This is a genomic window from Mycolicibacterium elephantis DSM 44368, assembly GCF_004014805.1.
Lineage (GTDB): Bacteria > Actinomycetota > Actinomycetes > Mycobacteriales > Mycobacteriaceae > Mycobacterium > Mycobacterium elephantis.
This window is the reverse complement of the sequence record NZ_ATDN01000067.1, coordinates 52527-69505: the sequence shown is the minus strand read 5'-3', so window position 1 is coordinate 69505 and position 16979 is coordinate 52527. Positions and strand designations below refer to the sequence as shown.

Below are 16979 nucleotides of genomic sequence, written 5' to 3'. Positions count from 1 at the left end.
TGACCATGAGTACGCAGCCGCCACCGGGGCCCAGGCCTGCGAAGCCCCGGCTTCTGCAGGACGGCCGCGACATGTTCTGGTCGATGGCACCGCTGGTGCTCGCCTGCATCGTGCTGGCCGGCCTGCTGGGCATGTGTTCGTTCCAGCTCAGCGGGCCCGGCTCGGGCCCCGTCCCGTCGTATGACGCGCCCGCGGCTCTGCAGGCCGACGCCGACGCCCTCGGCATCCCCATCCGGTTGCCGCAGCTGCCCGAGGGTTGGCAGTCCAACTCCGGAAGCCGCAAGGGCATCGAGGCGGGCCGCGCCGATCCGACGACCAAACAGCCGGTGCGCGCCGTGAGCTCGATCGTCGGCTACCTCGCGCCGAGCGGCATGTACGTCAGCCTGACGCAGAGCAACGCCGACGAGGCCAAGCTGGTCGCCTCGATCAACACCGACACCCATCCGGTCGGCGTCGAGGACGTCGGCGGCGTCACCTGGGTGGTGTACGAAGGCGGCGAGCAGGGCGACCAGCCCGCCGAGCCGGTGTGGACCACCCGGCTGGAGGGCCCGACCGGACCGGCGCAGATCGCGATCACCGGTGCCGGCAGCGAGGACGACTTTCGTACGCTGGCCGCGGCGACACAGAGCGCCGCGCCGCTGCCCGCCCACTGACGTACGGATAACGGACGGAGAGGCCATGACCGCACCAGAAGCCGATCTGAGCGGCTGGACCGCCGAACCGTTCTCCGCGGCCGGGTTCACCTACGACGTCTACCGCAAGGGGCAGGGTCCCGGTGTGGTGCTGATCCCCGAGATGCCGGGTCTGCATCCGGGCGTGCTGGCGTTGGGAAACCATCTGGTGGACAACGGCTTCACGGTGGCCGCGCCGTCGCTGTTCGGCACGCCGGGGGCGGCTGCGATGCGGCCCGGCATGGTGCCGGTGCTGTTGCGCGGATGCGTGGCGCGGGAGTTCGCGGCGTTTGCCACCAACGCCGACCGGCCCGTGGCGCATTACCTTCGGGCGTTGGCCCGCGACCTCAACGAGAAGACGCCGGGCAAGGGCGTCGGGGTGATCGGGCAGTGCTTCACCGGCGGCTTCGCGTTGGCGGCGGCGGTCGAGGCCAGCGTGCTCGCCCCGGTGCTGAGCCAGCCGTCACTGCCGCTGCCGCTGACGCCCAAGCAGCGGCGCGACCCAGGCCTGTCGGAGGCCGAGCTCCGAATCGTCGAACAGCGCGCCGCCGCCGAGGGGCTGTGTGCGATGGGGCTGCGGTTCAGTGAGGACCCGCTGGTGCCTGCCGAGCGGTTCAAGACGCTCAAAGCGCGGCTTGGCGACGCGTTCGAGGTCATCGAGATCGACTCGGGCAAGGGCAACCAACACGGGTTCTCGAAGACGGCGCACTCGGTGCTCACCGACCAAGTGCGCGAGGTCGACGGACATCCGGCCTACGAGGCCCGCAAGCGCGTCGTCGAGTTCCTCACCGAACGGCTGACTTAGCCGGCTTCCTGTCCTGTTTTCGAGCCTGCTTGATGCGGTCCACCAATCGGCTGAACAGCGTTGGGCGCCGGGGCTTTTCCTCCTCTTCGTCGGGATCGGTGATCGGCACGCCCTTGTACACCGAAAGGTAGACGCTGATGGTGGTGACGATGATGATCATCAGCACCGGGCCGATGATGATCCCCCAGAACCCCCACAGCGCGATACCGGAGAACACCGCCAGCAGCATCAGGGCAGGATCCAGCCGGGCCTGTTTGGGTACCAGGATCGGCCGCAGGAGGTTGTCGATGTTTGTGACCACCACGACATGGAAGATCACCACGAACGCCCCGCCGATGATGTTGCCGAAGAACATCATTCCGATCCCGAACGGGATCGTGACGATACCGCCGCCGAGCGGGATGACCGACAGGGCCGTCAACAGGATCGCGAAGATGAAGAAGCCGTCGTGAAAGCCCGCGATGTAGATCGAGATCGCGCCCGACACACCCTGGCACAGTGCGATGACGAACTGCCCCTTGACCGTTCCGCGGACCATCGCGCCGGTCTTGGCCAGGTACAGGTCGGTGATCTCCTCGCCCAGCGGATTGAGTTGCCGGATCAGGGTGCGGATCTTCTCCCGGTTCACCAGCAGTGAGATGAACACGTACAGGAAGATGATGGCCCCGGCGATCGCGGCCACCACGTTGCCGACCGCGCCCTGCAGCAGCTGCAGAAGCCATTCCCCGACTCGCTGCGAGACCGTGATGATCGCCTGGCGCAGCGAATCCGGCGTCACGTTGATGTTCAGAAACGGTATCTGCGAAAGCAAATCGTTGATCAGCTTCAGGGTGCGGTCACCCAGCGTGGACAGGTCGGTTTGGGCCACCCAGTCGCTGACCGCGTTGACCATGTGGGTGATCTGCACGATCGCCAGGAGCACGATCCCGGCGATCGGCACGGCGACCATCAGCAGCGCGGCGAGCAGCGTGATGGCCGCCGACAACCCGGTACTGAGCCGTCGGCGTAGCCGCTCGTAGAGCGGGGTGAACAAGTACGCGAACACCGCCGCCATGACGATCAACACGAAGAACCCGCGCAGGAAGTACGCGCCGACGAGCAGGGCGATCACCGTGATGACGGCCAGCGCGCGTTTCTGGGTGGTGTTGAATTCGTCGGTCATGGGCGCGTTCAGACTACGGGCACCGCGACGGGATCGGCGGGAGTTCAGGCTTGTGCGCGCTGACGAGCCCGCTGCGAGGCGATGAACCGCATCGACATCCGGTTCATCAGGCCCGGCGCCAACCGCGCGAACAACCACTGGGCATGGGCGATACGGGGTTTCACCAACAGCGGCTTGTTCTTCTTCACGGCGCGCAGAATGTCGTCGGCCAACCGGTCGGCGTCGTAGGGCTTGCCGCCCTGGGCCTGGAGAAAGTAGTCGCGGCCGACGAAACCACCGATGGCACCCTTGTCGAGGATCGGGGTTTCCACGGCGGCGGGGCAGACCGCCAGCACGCCGACGCCGCGCGCCACCGCCTCGGAGCGCAGCGCCAACGACAGCCCGACCACCGCGTGCTTGGTCATCACGTAGCTGGTGACCTGGCCCGCCGCGGTCAACCCGGCCATCGACGCGGTGTTGATGATGTGGCCGTGGCCCTGCCGCAGCATCAGCGGGTAGGCGGCCGCGACCCCGTGCACCACCCCGCGGATGTTGACGTCGATGATCGCGTTCCACTGATCCAGCGTGAGCAGTTCGCTGTCACCGCCCCATACGATTCCGGCGTTGTTGAACATCAGGTCCAACCGGCCCGCCCGGTCCACGACGTGGTCGACGGCGGCCTGTACGGCGGACGCGTCGGTGACGTCGAGGCGCAGCGACCGCGCCCGCGCACCCAGCGCCGACGCCGTGCGCTCGGCCGCGTCGCCGTCGACATCGGTACACAACACCTGCGCGCCCGCGCTGGTCAACGCCCGGCACAGCGCCGCGCCGATACCCGAGCCCGCCCCGGTGACGATCGCGTGCTTTCCGTCGAATGTCATTGCGCGGCAAGCTTCATGACGTGACCCATCACATCCGGGTACCGCTTCATGTGGGCGCCGCCGTTGATGTCGAGCACCTCACCGGTCAACCAAGATGCGCTCGGCGAGCACAGATAACGGACCGCTTCGGCGATGTCCTTCGGGGTGCCCGCACGGCCCAGCGCGGTGTTCTCGACGTACTCCTCGACTACGCCGGGCACCGCGGCGGCGGGCGCCGTCAGCGGGGTGTGCACGAAGCCGGGCGCGACGGCGTTGACGCGGATGCCGCGCGGGCCGAGTTCGAGCGCGGCGACCTGGGTGAGCATCGACAGCCCGGCCTTGGCGGCGCAGTAGGCGCTCATGCCGGCCGCGGGCTGGCGACCGTTCAGTGAGCTGATCGACACCAGCACACCGCCTTTGCGCAGCGTGCGACCGGCGTGCTTGGCGACGATGAACGCGCCGTTGAGGCAGACGTCGATGACCGCGCGGAAGTCCTCGACGGGCATGTCGGTGATCAGTCCGACGTTGGAGAAGCCCGCGCAGTTGACCACGACGTCGAGCGGTCCGGTCTGGTCGAACAACGCCTGCACCGATGCTTCGTCGGTGACCTCGACGGGGGCGGCGGTGTGCGGGTCGCCGAGTTCGCCGGCGTGCTCTTTGACGCCGTCGATGTTGCGATCGGCGATCGTGACCTGGCAGCCGTCGGCGACCAGCGCCTGCGCCGAGGCCCATCCGATTCCCGACGCGGCACCGATGACCAGCGCCTTCCTTCCCGCGCGGTCGCTACTGTCGTCCATCCCGTTGACCCTTCGACGCTGAGTGGAACGTGTTTCAACTTAACCCTTTGGCACACTCGGTTCGTGACCGATCTGAAGATGTCGGAGTCGATCCACGTCGCGGTGCCGCCCGAGGAGTTGTACGGGATGGTGTCGGACGTGACCAGGATGGGCGAGTGGAGCCCGGTCTGCCGGGTGTGTTGGTGGGACGAGGGAGCGGGCCCACACGTCGGCGCCTGGTTCACCGGTCGCAACGAGACGCCGGAACGCACGTGGGAGACACGGTCACAGGTGGTGACCGCCGATCCCGGTAAGGCGTTCGCGTGGGAGGTCAACGACGGCTGGGTGTACTGGGGCTACACCTTCGAACCCGAGGACGGCGGCACCCGGCTGACCGAATCGTGGGAGTTGCTGTCGAAAGGCATCGCCGGCTTCCGCGAGCGGTTCGGAGAGCAGGCCGACATCGAGATCGACAAGCGGCGTGAGGCGGCGCGGACGGGCATCCCCGCGACGCTCGCGGCGATCAAGGCCGCGGCCGAAACACGCTGACTCTCAGGGCACGACGACGGCGCGGCCGCGGACCTTTCCGTCCCGCAGATCGTGATACGCGCGCAGGGCGTCGCCGAGTGAGTATTCGGTCGTTTCGACATGGACCAGTTTTCGGGACGCCAACTCCAGAAGCTCGATGAGCTCGTGGCGTGACCCCCAATAGGTCGTCTGCATGCTGACCTCGTAGGGCTGCGAGAAGAACGAGAACGGCACGGAGCCGCCCGCGATGCCGACGATGGTCGCGTCGCCGAGCGGCCGGGCGGCCGTACGCGCCAGCTCGATCGTCGCCTCGGCCCCGACGAAGTCCAGGATCACGTCGGCGCCGCGACCTTCGGTGAGATCCCTGATCGCGTTCGCGGATTCCGCATCGGAGACAACGGTGTGGTCGGCGCCGACCTGCGCCGCGAGATCGAGCGCCTCGGTGCGGTTGTCCACGGCGATGAGCCTGGCCGCCGTCGTCGCCTTCACCAGCTGCAGCGCCACGTGGCCCAGCCCTCCCACGCCGATGACGACGACGGTCGACGTCGGCGTCATCTTCGGCCATGACCGGCGGATCGCATGGTAGGGCGTCAGCCCGGCGTCGGTGAGGGGCGCGGCGATCGCGGGGTCCAGACCGTCGGGCAGCCGAACCAACGACCGCGCGGACGGCACCAGCATGTACTCGGCCATCCCGCCGTCGAGGCCGAGTCCGCCGCCGCCGCTGATGACCGGCGCTTCGGCGGGGTTCTCGCAGTAGTTCTCGACGCCGTGCCTGCATCGCTGGCACTTGCCGCAACCCCACGGGCCGTACACCGCGACGGCGTCACCTTCGGAGACGGTGCTGACGCCGTCGCCGACCGAGTCGACCCAGCCGGCGTTCTCGTGGCCGAGGGTGAACGGCAGCTGCCAGGGCATCATCCCGGCGTCGAAGTCGTGCATGACGTGCAAGTCGGAGTGGCAGGCCCCGGCGCCGCCGATCTTGACGACGACCTGCCCCGGGCCCGGCGTCGGTTTCGGCAGCTCGACGAGTTCGGGCTCGGTCTTCCAGTCCATCAGTCGCAGTGCTTGCATCGCTCCTCCACCTTCGAACTCAACGCTTCACGCAGCGAAAGCCGATGTGGCTCATGCCGGTGTCGACTTGCTGGGGCCGGCGTGCCGCAGGGCGGTACCGCAGACAGTAGCTGTCCGCACACAGGAATGAGCCGCCCTTGATGACCTTGCGTGGAATTCGGAACTGTGGTTGGGCGGGATCGTAGCTGTCCTCGGCGCAGCAGGCGCCCTCGGCGGGGCTGTCGGTGTACCAGTCGACGGTCCACTCCCAGACGTTGCCCGCCATGTCGTACAGGCCGTAACCGTTCGGCGCGAAACTGCCGACGGCGGCGGCGGTCCCGTAGCCCGTCTCGGGTAGGTACGGGAACTCGCCATGCCAGTAGTTGGCCAGCCGCTGACCGGCCCGATCGGGCTCGTCGGCCCCACGTGTACACGGAGCCCTTCAACCCGCCGCGGGCGGCGACCTCCCACTCATGCTCGATCGGCAGCGCGAGTCCGGCCCATTCCGCGTGCGCCGCGGCGTCCTCGAACGCGACGTGGACGACAGGGTGGTGCTCGCGTCCCCGCAGCGACGAGCGTGGACCGCGGGGATGGTCCCAGCACGCGCCCGGTGTCCACGTCCACCATTGGTTGAGGTGCCGCAGGTCCACGGGTCCGGCCGTGCGGTGAAACACCAGCGAGCCGGGTTGCAGGTTCTCCACCGGAGCGCCCGGATAGTCATCGGGATCGAGCGGCCGCTCGGCGACCGTGACATATCCTGTGGCCGCGACGAATTCGGCGAATTCGGCGTTGGTCACCTGGTGAGCTCGGATCCAGAAGCCGTCGACGGCCACCTCGCGGGCGGGGGCTTCCTCGGGATAGTGGGCGTCCGACCCGACGATTGTCGTCTGCGCCGGAATCCACACCAGGTCGTCGCCGAGATCGACGTATTGGCGGAATCCACCCGCACTTTCTCGCCCAAAGGTTGGTTTGGGCGACGGGGGGTCAGCCGAGGGGTCAGCCATCGAAGACCGTCGTCCAGTCGTTGCGCATGCTCACCACCGTCCAGCCGTCGCGCGCCGCCTGCGCCAACGACCTCTCCGCACCGGCGGTGTAGTCGAACTCGCGTTCGGCGTCGTCGTGCAACACGAGGAGCCGAAGACCCCGGGTGAACTCGAGCATCTCGATGTCGCCGTTGGAGTTGCCGGCGGCGAGGATCGGCCGGCGCCCGACCCGGCTCCAGATCGGACGGGCTTGATCGGCCCGTCGTCGAGGAACTCGAGTTTCGGGGTGGTGACGATGTCGCCGTCCTGATAGATCAACCCGACCGAACTGCCGATCACGCGTTCCGGGTGCGTCGCGCCCCCTTCGCGCTGCGGCCCGGTTGACCGGAGCAGGGGCCCGCTGCTGTTAGGGTGACGGGGTCGTAGGTTCGTCGCGTCTCCATCTCCTGGTTTCCGTCTGCGATCGCATACCTAGGTGACGGGAGCACCCCATGGTGCAAATCACGTCCCAGCGTTCGAACACACCCCGGTTGGTGCTCTGTGACCGGGGCAGTCAGACAGGCGCCGTGGACGGAGTCTGGTGGCCTCCCAGCTCCGACCTGAGAAGTGCCCTTCCCGATCTCGTCGCCGTGTTCGGGCGACTGATCGGACCTGTGCGCCGCGTCGTCTACGACCCGGCAATCTGGCCGCACGCGCCGTCGCGGATCATTCGTGGCAACACGATGGTCGCGGTCGACCCGTACTCGCTGGTCGCCTCCGACACGATCTACCTGATCGGCACTCACTCCCGCGACGCGGTGCTCTATGTGCTGCCACCCTCGAGCCGCGGAGATGTGGTTGGGCGGTTGCTCCGCACGGTTGACGGCGCCGACGGGCCGATGAGCGCAGACATGCTGCGGCAGTTGGCCAACGACATCTCCGATGTCGAGCCCACAGTCGCTTCCGCGAGTCCGGCCGAGCGAACGCCGTGAGCCGGTTCTGCGACACCATGTATGCGAATGCTCAGTCGAGCAGCAGGGGCATGGTGACCGGCGAACCGTTCGCGCCCGTCCGATACACCTGGCAACAGGTGCATCACCGTGCCCGACGGATCGCCGGTGGTCTTGCGGCCGCGGGCGTGGGCCCCGGCGACGCTGTCGCGGTGCTGGCCGGGGCGCCGGCAGAGATCGCGCCCACCGCCCAGGCGGTGTGGATGCGCGGGGCGCACCTCACCATGCTGCACCAACCGACGCCGCGCACCGACCTGCTGTTGTGGGCCGCCGAGACCACCCTGGTGGTCGAGGTGATCGACGCCAAGGTGGTGGTGGTCTCCGAGCCGTTCATGGCGGCCGTTGCGGTGTTGGCGGGCAAAGGTTTTCAGGTGGTCACTATCGCAGAGCTGCTGGCCTACGACGGGATCGGCCCCGTGGACGCTGGTGAGGACGACCTCGCGCTGTTACAGCTGACGTCCGGGTCGACCGGGCCGCCGAAGGCGGTTCAGATCACGCATCGCAACCTCGTTTCCAACGCCGAAGCGATGTTCACCGGCGCGGAGTACGACCTGGAGACCGACGTCATCGTGAGCTGGCTGCCGCTGTTTCACGACATGGGGATGACGGGGTTCCTGGTGGTGCCGATGTACTTCGGCGCCGAGTTGATCAAGGTCGGCCCGATGGATTTCCTGCGCGACACGCTGTTGTGGGCCAGGCTCATCGACAAGTACAAGGGCACCATGACCGCGGCGCCGAACTTCGCGTACGCGCTGTTCGCCAAGCGGCTGCGCAGGCAGGCCACGCCGGGCGAGTTCGACCTGTCGACGCTGCGCTGGGCGTTGTCGGGTTCTGAGCAGGTCGAACCCGCCGACGTCGAAGAACTGTGTGAGGCCGGCGCACCGTTCGGGCTGCGTCCGAACGCGATCCTGCCCGCGTATGGGATGGCGGAAACCACTGTCGCCGTGTCGTTCTCCGATTGCGGTGGCGGTCTGGTGGTCGACGAGGTCGACGCCGATCTGCTCGCCGCGCTTCACCGCGCGGTTCCGGCGACGAAGGGACGCACCCGGCGCCTGGCGACGCTGGGTCCGCCACTGCCCGGCCTGGAGGTCAGGATCGTCGACGAAGACGCCAATGTTCTACCGACCCGCGGTGTCGGTGTCATCCAAGTCCGCGGTGAACCGGTGACAACGGGATATACGACCATGGGCGGTTTCCAACCCGCACAGGACGCGCAGGGCTGGTATGACACCGGCGACCTCGGCTACGTGACCGAGACCAACCGCATCGTCGTGTGCGGCAGGGTCAAGGACGTCATCATCATGGCCGGCCGCAACATCTACCCGACCGACATCGAGCGGGCGGCATGCCGTGTCGCCGGGGTGCGGCCCGGGTGCGCGATCGCGGTGCGCCTGGACGCCGGCCGGTCCCGGGAGGGGTTCGCGGTCGCCGTGGAGTCCAACACGTTCGAGGACAGCGTCGACGCGCGACGAATCCAGCACCAGGTCGCCCACGAAGTCTTCGCCGAAGTCGACATGCGGCCGCGCAGTGTGGCCGTGCTGTGCCCGGGCGCCATCCCGAAGACGCCGTCGGGCAAGCTGCGGCGCACCCACGCGCTGGCTCTTGTCGGCCGCTAGCTTCGGGGCGCACCCTGGTAGGTGGAAGGTGATCGCTATGTACGACAGCATTCTGGAGAACAAGTGGCACGTCGAGGTGGAGTTCACCGAAGACGAGGTCCACACCCACGCGTCCGCGCGAGCCACGCTGCGCGACGATGCCACGATGACGACGACCGGGGACGCCTACCGCAATCCCAGGGATGACAGCCAGCCGATGGTGGGCGAGGAGATCGCGGCGGCGCGCGCCCTCTTCGCGCTGGCCGCGCAGCTGCTGGAGGAGGCGTCGGCGCGGATCGCGCAGAGCACGCACCAGCCGGTGCACCTGTATCACTGAACACCGGCCCAGCCCGCCGAACGTGGGTTACCCGCACACAGAATCGCGGTTGGGTGTGCGGGTAACCCACGTTCGCGCCCCGCAGATCGTGGTCAGGCTGTCGCCGGGGCTGCCTTCATCTGGTTGAACAGATCGATGTAGTAGGGCAGGCAGTCGGCCATCGCCTGCTCTGTGGTGAACAGCGGGCGGTAGCCCAGATCGCGCTCGGCCTTCGCGATCGAAAAGTGGTTGTCGAGGTAAAGCCGTTCCACGCCAAGGGGTTCGATCATCGGCTTGGGCAACCCGAACCGGAAGTGCAGCCACTGCCAGGCCGTCATCGCCGCCCACACCAGCCGGCCGGGCACCCGGAGCCTGGGATAGCGCCGGCCGCAGGCCTCCACCACCGGACGGGAGAACTCGAACATGTTGATCGGCTCGCCGTCGTTGATGAAATAGGCCTGACCGGGCGCCGTTCCGCCGGGGACCAAGTGTTCGGCGGCCAGGATGAAGCCGTGAATCAGGTTGTGCACGTACGAGTTGTCCAGCTTGACGTTCTTGCTGCCGACCAGCACCTTGACGTGACCGGCGAGCACGCTCTCGAACACCTTGCGGAACATGGTCTGATCACCGCGACCCCAAATCCCGCTGGGCCGAATCGAACACGTCAGCAGGCCGGCAACACCGTTGGCGGCCAGCACGAACTTCTCGGCGATGACCTTGGTCTCGGTGTAGAGGTCGTTGAAACGCTCGGTGTAGGGCAATGTCTCGTCGCCGCCGGACAGCTTCTTGCCGCCCATCACCACGCTGTTGGACGCGGTGTAGACGAATCGCTTCACCCCCGCGGCCTGGGCGGCGCGCACCAGGTTCTCCGTCCCGTGCACGTTCACCGCGAAGCTGCGTTGCCGGTACTCCTCGGTGACCGATGCCCCGCCCATCAGGTCGATGATCGCGGCGGTGTGAAAGACGGTGTCGATGCCCGTCACCGCCGCCGCCACGGTGTCGGCGTCGCAGATGTCGCCCTCGATCACCTCGAGCCGCGGATGGGCCGCCACCGGCGACGGCGCGCGATCGAACGAACGCACCTGATGTCCGCGGTCGAGTAGTTCGGTCACCAGGTTGGCGCCGACGAACCCGGAACCGCCGGTGACGAGCACCCGACCGAGCTCGGTGGTCAACGCTGAATCGCCCATAGCGGACGAGACTAACTGAAACGTGTTACAGTTTCGACCCCCGAAGGGCGGATTGCTTGAAAACTCAACCTTCGTCGGCATCCCTGGCGGCCAACACATCCTCGACACGTTTGCGCGCACCAGCTAAGTGTTCCTCGCAACGTTTAGCCAGTCCTTCGCCGCGCTCCCACAGCTTCAGCGACGCATCCAGGTCGAGCCCGCCCTGCTCGAGCTGCTGCACCACGGCGATCAGTTCGTCGCGAGCTTCTTCGTACCCCAGTTCACTAATGGGCTTCATCGATCCGTCCCTTCGGGTCCTTCTGGGCCGTCGCTGACCGCCGAGATCGCGCCGTCAGCCACGCGCACCCGCAGCCGGGTGCCCGCCGGCGCGTCGGCCGTCGTGCGCAGCACGTGCGCGTCGGGCATGGTCTGCACCACGGCGTAACCCCGCGCCAGCGTGGCCGCCGGCCCCAGCGTGGACAGGCGCGCCGACAGGTGCCCGACGCGGTCGGCCTCCGCGGCCACCAGCCGGGTGATGTCGCGTCGGGCAGCGGCCAGCGCGCGGTGCACCTCGTCGGCGCGCGCGTCGATCGCGGCCAGCGGCCGGGCCAGCACCGGCCGGCTGCGCAACTGGTCCAGCGTGTGCTGTTCGCGGTGCACCCAGTTGCGCAGCGCCCGTCCGCCGCGACGGCACAGGTCGGCGATGCGTGCCTGCTCGGCCGCGGCGTCGGGAACGATGCGCTTGGCCGCGTCGGTGGGCGTGGCGGCCCGCACGTCGGCCACCAGATCACACAGCGGGTTGTCGGGCTCGTGGCCGATCGCGCTCACCACCGGCGTGGTGCACTTGGCGATCTCCCGACACAGCGTCTCGTCGTAGAACGGCAGCAGCGCGTCGATGTCACCGCCGCCGCGGGCGATCACGATCACGTCGACCTCGCCGTCCGCGTCGAGTTCACGTAGCGCGTCGACGATCTGCGGAACGGTGTTGGGTCCCTGCACCGCGGTATTACGGATCGCGAATCGCACTGCGGGCCAACGGCTCTGGGCCACAGAAAGCACGTCGCGCTCGGCTGCCGAGGCACGCCCGGTGATCAACCCGACGGTGTTCGGCAGAAACGGCAGCGGACGTTTGAGACGCCGGTCGAAAAGCCCTTCGGCCTCCAGCAGCTTGCGGAGACGCTCGATGCGTGCGAGCAACTCGCCGAGGCCGACCGCGCGGATGTCGCTGACCCGCAGCGAGAAGCTGCCCCGGCCGGTGTGGAACTGTGGCTTACCGTGCATCACCACCTGCACGCCCTCGATGAGTTCCACTGGGGCGTTGGCCACCAGGTCTCGCGGGCAGACCACCGTCAGCGACATGTCGGCGGCCGGGTCGCGCAGCAGGATGAACACCACGGTGGGCCGGAAGTTGAGCTGGGCGATCTGCCCCTCGACCCACACCGTGCCCAATCGGTCGATGTACTTGGCGACCCGGGTGGCCACCGCGCGCACCGGCCAGGGGTTGTCGGGCGACCTGCCCGGCTCGGCCTCGGTCACGGGCTCACTTGGCGCTGGCGCGGGTGATCCTGTTGGCCAGCAGCGTCTGGAACGGTGCGCGCGCCTTGGTGGCCTCCTCGTAGGCCAGCAGGGCCTCCAGGTCGGCCACCCGAAGGGACGCCAACCGGGCGCGCAGCTGAGCCAGCGTCAGCGATTCGTAGTCCAGCTCGGTGACGATCTCGGGCACCTCGTCCACGGTCACCGACGCGTTGTTGACCCCGGGCTCGGCGGCGGGCGACCCGGGCTCACCGCCGCTGAACAGCGCGAAACGGCCCTCGGTGCGGCGCTGGCCGTCGCCGCCCACCGTGTCCGCATCCTCGAGGTCCTCGTCGAACGTGGCCCACTCCGGCTGCTCCTCCTTAGGAGGGAACATCGCCTCGAGCGCCTCGTCGCCCTTGATCACCAGGTCGGCCACGTCCTGCTGCACCTTCATCACGAGGTGCGCGACCTGACTGGCGATCGTCATCGGATACATCAGGATGGTCTGCGGAAGCTTGCGGGTTTCCTCGATGGCGGTGACCGCTGCGCCAACGAGCAGACGGACCCCATACGGTGCAGTTGCCATGGCCCCCAGCCTACGGCTGGCTGCTGCGCTGGTCTGGGAAGGCCGCCGATGCGTACCCTGGAAGCCATGCCACCGACTATTGACATGGGAATTCCGGGCGTCAGCCAGACGGCAGCGGGCTCGGGGGCCGGTGGCGTCATGGGCAAACGGGTGTTGCTGGCGGAACCACGTGGTTACTGCGCCGGGGTGGACCGGGCGGTGGAGACCGTGGAACGCGCGCTGGAAAAGCACGGGGCACCGGTTTACGTGCGTCACGAGATCGTGCACAACCGGCACGTCGTCGAGACGCTGGCCAAGGCCGGCGCGGTGTTCGTCGACGAGACCGACGAGGTCCCCGAGGGCGCCATCGTGGTGTTCTCCGCGCACGGCGTCGCCCCGACCGTGCACCAGAGCGCCAAGGAGCGCGATCTCAAGGTCATCGACGCCACCTGCCCGCTGGTGACCAAGGTGCACAACGAGGCCAAGCGGTTCGCCCGCGACGACTACGACATCCTGCTGATCGGCCACGAGGGCCACGAGGAGGTCATCGGGACCGCCGGTGAGGCGCCCGACCACGTGCAGTTGGTCGACGGGCCCGAGTCGGTCGACCAGGTCACCGTGCGCGACGAGAACAAGGTGATCTGGCTGTCGCAGACCACGCTCTCGGTCGACGAGACGATGGAGACCGTGCACCGGCTGCGTGAGCGCTTCCCCAAGCTTCAGGATCCGCCCAGCGACGACATCTGCTACGCCACCCAGAACCGCCAGGTCGCCGTGAAGGCGATGGCCCCGGAGTGCGAGCTGGTCATCGTGGTCGGGTCGCGCAACTCGTCGAACTCCGTGCGCCTGGTCGAGGTCGCCCTGGGTGCCGGTTCGGACGCCGCCCACCTGGTCGACTACGCCGACGACATCGACCCCGCCTGGCTTGACGGGGTGACGACCGTGGGTGTCACCTCCGGCGCGTCGGTGCCCGAGATCCTGGTGCGCGGCGTGCTGGAGCGGCTGGCCGAGTACGGCTACGACACCGTGCAGCCGGTGACGACGGCCAACGAGACGTTGGTGTTCGCCCTTCCTCGCGAGATCCGGCCGGCACGCGCATAGTTTCCCCTTGCTCCCCTTGGCCGAGCAGACGTGAAAACCCCCAATTGCGGCTGTTTGAAGGGGTTTTCACGTCTGCTCGCCGGGCTGGTGGCGGTGGCCTTGGTGCTCTCCGGATGCTCGGATGCGCAGGACCGGCTGACCGCTGCGGTTCACGAGTTCGCTGAGGCGTTGTCGAAGGGCGACGCGTCGGCGGCAGGCGCGCTCACCTCGGATCCGACACAGGCATCGGCCACGCTGGCCGAACTGTTCGCCAGCCTGGGCACGGACCTGCAGGTCGAGGTCGGTTCGGTGCAGCACGAAGACGACAAGCCGGCCACCTTCACCCTCGACACCACCTGGAAGTTCCGCGACGGCGCGACCCAGTGGACCTACACCACCAACGGCACCGCGGTCGCCTCCGGCGACCAGTGGACGATCGACTGGACGCCTGCCACCGTCGCGCCCGGCCTCGACGCCGGCCCGCTCTCCTACAGCACGCTGACCCCCGACCCCGCCGCGCGGGTGCTCGACCGCACCGGCGCGGACTTGTTGACCCAGCACGTTGTCACGCTGGTGAATGTGGCGCCGGGCGCCGATCTCAACGCGCTGGCCGCACTGCTCAACCCGCTGGCGCCAGGCATCACCGCCGAGTCGCTGCAGCAGGATCTCGACGAGGCCAACGGTGCTCCGATCACCGCAATCACGTTGCGCCAGGAGGACTTCGCGCCAATCGAGGCGCAACTGTCAGCCCTGCCGAACGTCACGTTGGCTCCGCAGACCCGGCTGTTGGCGACCGACAAGACGCTGACCTCACCGGCGCTGACCGGGCTCGCGGAGCTGTGGCAGCAGCGCACCGACGCCGCATCCGGATGGGCGGTGAACGCCCGGACCAGCGCCGGGCTGCGGCGGGTCGGCGGGCAGGACGCCGCACCCGTTGCCGACATCGGCAGCACCCTGGACATCGGCATGCTGCGCGCGGGGGAGCAGACGCTGGCGCCGCTGCGGACCCCGGCGGCGATCGTGGCCATCCAGCCGTCGACCGGCGATCTGCTGGCCGTCGCACAGAACGCCGCCGCCGACGCGCAGGGACCCATCGCCCTGACCGGGCTCTACCCGCCAGGCTCGACCTTCAAGACGGTCACCGTCTCGGCCGCGCTGCAGGCCGGCCAGGTGACACCCGACACCGTCGTCGCCTGTCCGGGCACCGAGAACATCGAGGGCCGCCAGATCCCCAACGACGACAACTTCGACCTCGGGCAGGTTCCCCTGCACACCGCGTTCGCGCGGTCCTGCAACACCACCATGGGGCGGCTGGCGGTGAACCTGCCGCCGGACGCGTTGACCAAGGCCGCAGAGCAGCTCGGCCTGGGCATCGACTACACCGCGCCGGGCATGACGACCGTCACCGGCACGGTGCCCGTCGCCGACACGGCGGCGCTGCGGGTCGAGGAGGGCATCGGCCAGGGGCAGGTCACCGCGTCACCGTTCGGGATGGCGCTGCTGGCCGCCTCGCTGGCGCGGGGCTCGGTGCCGGCGCCGACGATCGTCGCCGGCCAGCCCGGAACGCCTGACCGAACCCCCGAGCCGTTGGCGTCAACGGTCGCCGAACAGGTCAAAGCGATGATGCGCGAGACCGTCACCGACGGGACTGCGACTGCGCTGCAGGACATTCCGGGTCTGTTGGGCAAGACCGGGACCGCCGAGTACATCGACGACACGCATGCGCACGGCTGGTTCGTCGGGATCAGCGGCGATGTGGCGTTCGCGGTGTTAGTCAGCGACGCCGGCAGCTCCGGCCCGGCCGTGGAGGCCGCGGGCCGCTTCCTGCGCGCGCTGCCTTAGATGTCGTACTCCCAGCTTTCGGGCTCTCGGCCATGGGCCGGGCGCCGGGTGCGGTAGCTGGCGCGGTCGTCGTAGTCCTCGGCCCCGCGGTAGCGCACGCGCGAAATCGGGTGATGCGTGCCGCTTCCGTTCCGGCCGTGTGGTTCACGCGGCGGGAAGTCCGGGAAATCTTGGACGTCCCCGTAGCGGCGGCGACGTTCGGGGCGCTCGTGGGCCGAGCGCCGCTCGACGGCTGGGGGACCGGGCTGGCGCGGATTGGCCGCCTTGCGGGGGCGGCGCCGGGGTTCGGCCGGCGGCTCCTGCCGGGCCCTGCTACGACGCGGACGCTCGTCGAGCGGATCGAAGGATTCGGCCTCCGGCGGCCGGACATGGCGCGACCGCGACGGCGTCGCACTTCTCGTCGGTTTCCCGCCTCGGGAGGTGCCCGCCGGTGTCCTGGCGGCGGGTCGGCGGGGCCGGTCTGCGGCGCGCTGTTGGCGTGCCGGCCGCTGGGCGGGGCTGCGCTTGCGTGGCGGGGCGGGGGCCTCGCCGACGGCTTCGTCGTCGGTGTGCGGGCGGGCAAGTAGCGCGGACAGCTTCGCGGTCAGCGTCGACACCAGGCTGGGGCCTGCGGTCTCGTTGGTGTCGTTCCGCGGCGCCGACGTGCGCGTCACCATGCCGTAGTACCAGCGACCTGCGCCGATGAGCAGCACCGCCGCTGACGTGAAGAACATCAGCGGGAAGCGTTCGATGAGCGGATAGCCGCAGTTGATCAGGATGTCTTTGAGGCCGCTGATCTGGGCGTTGTGAAAGAGGAAGTACGCCGTGGGCACGGCGCCGAACAGGATCAGCGGTGGCTGGATGACGGCGGTGAACAGGCCGGCCTGACGCACCGCGAGTACCGCTGCCAGGCATCCGAGGACGTACGCGCCCGCGAACACCGAGCTCAGTTCTTTGCTGCCCGAACCCGCGTCGAACGCGAAGCCGAGCGTGGTCGCCGTGATCGCGATCAGCGTGGCACCCCACCACGGAACACCCGGAATGTTGGGATGCACGGAACGATGGTCGGCGGTCACTGCCGACCGTGCGCGCTGTGCTGACACAGGTAGACCGTA

17 protein-coding genes and 2 pseudogenes are annotated in these 16979 nt (G+C 68.5%); 8 read left to right on the top strand and 11 right to left on the bottom strand.

Features of this window, described 5'->3' with window-relative positions:
* The first annotated feature begins 5 nt into the window (after positions 1–5).
* Both MELE44368_RS24235 and MELE44368_RS24230 read left to right on the top strand, forming a co-directional pair.
* Complete coding sequence (locus tag MELE44368_RS24235) at positions 6–653, top strand: DUF4245 domain-containing protein (protein WP_128110815.1); 648 nt, start codon at positions 6–8, stop codon at positions 651–653.
* Positions 654–678: 25 nt separating this feature from the next.
* Positions 679–1476, top strand: coding sequence for a dienelactone hydrolase family protein (locus MELE44368_RS24230; protein WP_128110814.1), 798 nt, complete (start codon positions 679–681; stop codon positions 1474–1476).
* Here MELE44368_RS24230 and MELE44368_RS24225 read toward each other — a convergent pair.
* The 3 genes from MELE44368_RS24225 to MELE44368_RS24215 are packed head-to-tail and all read right to left on the bottom strand — an operon-like array spanning position 1457 to position 4274.
* Entirely contained in the window at positions 1457–2638 is a 1182-nt protein-coding gene (locus MELE44368_RS24225) for an AI-2E family transporter (RefSeq protein ID WP_128110813.1), read from the bottom strand. The genes MELE44368_RS24230 and MELE44368_RS24225 overlap by 20 nt on opposite strands.
* Positions 2639–2682: 44 nt before the next feature.
* Positions 2683–3498: an SDR family oxidoreductase gene (locus MELE44368_RS24220; protein WP_128110812.1), complete on the bottom strand. Its 816-nt coding sequence runs from the start codon at positions 3496–3498 to the stop codon at positions 2683–2685.
* On the bottom strand, positions 3495–4274 hold the full coding sequence (locus MELE44368_RS24215; RefSeq protein WP_128110811.1) for an SDR family NAD(P)-dependent oxidoreductase: 780 nt from the start codon (positions 4272–4274) through the stop codon (positions 3495–3497). The genes MELE44368_RS24220 and MELE44368_RS24215 overlap by 4 nt, the downstream gene beginning before the upstream one ends.
* Positions 4275–4352: 78 nt before the next feature.
* On the opposite strand from MELE44368_RS24215, the gene MELE44368_RS24210 reads away from it, so the two are divergent.
* Entirely contained in the window at positions 4353–4802 is a 450-nt protein-coding gene (locus tag MELE44368_RS24210; RefSeq protein ID WP_206613857.1) for an SRPBCC family protein, read from the top strand.
* A 3-nt stretch (positions 4803–4805) separates the two neighbouring features.
* On the opposite strand, the gene MELE44368_RS24205 is transcribed toward MELE44368_RS24210, so the two are convergent.
* The 3 genes and pseudogenes from MELE44368_RS24205 to MELE44368_RS24195 form a co-directional block, all read right to left on the bottom strand.
* Positions 4806–5852 carry an NAD(P)-dependent alcohol dehydrogenase gene (locus MELE44368_RS24205; RefSeq protein ID WP_128110809.1) on the bottom strand — a complete coding sequence of 349 codons (1047 nt, stop codon included), beginning with the start codon at positions 5850–5852 and terminating at the stop codon, positions 4806–4808.
* A 19-nt stretch (positions 5853–5871) separates the two neighbouring features.
* A pseudogene (locus MELE44368_RS24200) lies at positions 5872–6739 on the bottom strand (formylglycine-generating enzyme family protein).
* A gap of 88 nt (positions 6740–6827) precedes the next feature.
* A pseudogene (locus tag MELE44368_RS24195) lies at positions 6828–7162 on the bottom strand (haloacid dehalogenase-like hydrolase); the annotation flags it as partial.
* 143 nt (positions 7163–7305) lie between these two features.
* Here MELE44368_RS24195 and MELE44368_RS24190 point away from each other — a divergent pair.
* From MELE44368_RS24190 to MELE44368_RS24180, 3 genes are read left to right on the top strand one after another with little or no spacing between them, the layout of a single operon-like run.
* Positions 7306–7785, top strand: a complete 480-nt coding sequence (locus MELE44368_RS24190) for a DUF5994 family protein (RefSeq protein ID WP_264031228.1) — start codon at positions 7306–7308, stop codon at positions 7783–7785.
* The gene (locus MELE44368_RS24185; RefSeq protein WP_128110807.1) at positions 7782–9419 is read left to right on the top strand and encodes a fatty acyl-AMP ligase; all 1638 of its coding nucleotides are present in this window, start codon (positions 7782–7784) and stop codon (positions 9417–9419) included. The genes MELE44368_RS24190 and MELE44368_RS24185 overlap by 4 nt, the downstream gene beginning before the upstream one ends.
* 37 nt (positions 9420–9456) lie before the next feature.
* Entirely contained in the window at positions 9457–9735 is a 279-nt protein-coding gene (locus tag MELE44368_RS24180) for a dsRBD fold-containing protein (RefSeq protein ID WP_128110806.1), read from the top strand.
* A 92-nt stretch (positions 9736–9827) separates the two neighbouring features.
* Here MELE44368_RS24180 and MELE44368_RS24175 read toward each other — a convergent pair whose 3' ends face one another.
* The 4 genes from MELE44368_RS24175 to MELE44368_RS24160 form a co-directional block, all read right to left on the bottom strand.
* A complete protein-coding gene (locus MELE44368_RS24175) occupies positions 9828–10904 on the bottom strand; it encodes a 3-beta-hydroxysteroid dehydrogenase (RefSeq protein WP_128110805.1) in 1077 nt (358 codons plus the stop codon).
* Positions 10905–10968: 64 nt separating this feature from the next.
* A complete protein-coding gene (locus tag MELE44368_RS24170) occupies positions 10969–11181 on the bottom strand; it encodes an exodeoxyribonuclease VII small subunit (protein ID WP_128110804.1) in 213 nt (70 codons plus the stop codon).
* Positions 11178–12419 carry an exodeoxyribonuclease VII large subunit gene (gene xseA, locus MELE44368_RS24165; RefSeq protein ID WP_128110803.1) on the bottom strand — a complete coding sequence of 414 codons (1242 nt, stop codon included), beginning with the start codon at positions 12417–12419 and terminating at the stop codon, positions 11178–11180. The genes MELE44368_RS24170 and xseA overlap by 4 nt, the downstream gene beginning before the upstream one ends.
* A 4-nt stretch (positions 12420–12423) precedes the next feature.
* On the bottom strand, positions 12424–12984 hold the full coding sequence (locus MELE44368_RS24160; RefSeq protein ID WP_128110802.1) for a lipid droplet-associated protein: 561 nt from the start codon (positions 12982–12984) through the stop codon (positions 12424–12426).
* Positions 12985–13050: 66 nt separating this feature from the next.
* Here MELE44368_RS24160 and MELE44368_RS24155 point away from each other — a divergent pair, with 66 nt between their 5' ends.
* Both MELE44368_RS24155 and MELE44368_RS24150 read left to right on the top strand, forming a co-directional pair.
* Positions 13051–14064, top strand: a complete 1014-nt coding sequence (locus MELE44368_RS24155) for a 4-hydroxy-3-methylbut-2-enyl diphosphate reductase (protein ID WP_164890214.1) — start codon at positions 13051–13053, stop codon at positions 14062–14064.
* A gap of 30 nt (positions 14065–14094) precedes the next feature.
* Positions 14095–15885, top strand: coding sequence for a penicillin-binding transpeptidase domain-containing protein (locus tag MELE44368_RS24150; protein ID WP_409366155.1), 1791 nt, complete (start codon positions 14095–14097; stop codon positions 15883–15885).
* Here the strand turns inward: MELE44368_RS24150 and MELE44368_RS24145 are convergent.
* Complete coding sequence (locus MELE44368_RS24145; protein ID WP_306439170.1) at positions 15882–16919, bottom strand: DUF6542 domain-containing protein; 1038 nt, start codon at positions 16917–16919, stop codon at positions 15882–15884. The genes MELE44368_RS24150 and MELE44368_RS24145 overlap by 4 nt on opposite strands.
* Positions 16920–16979: the final 60 nt, after the last annotated feature.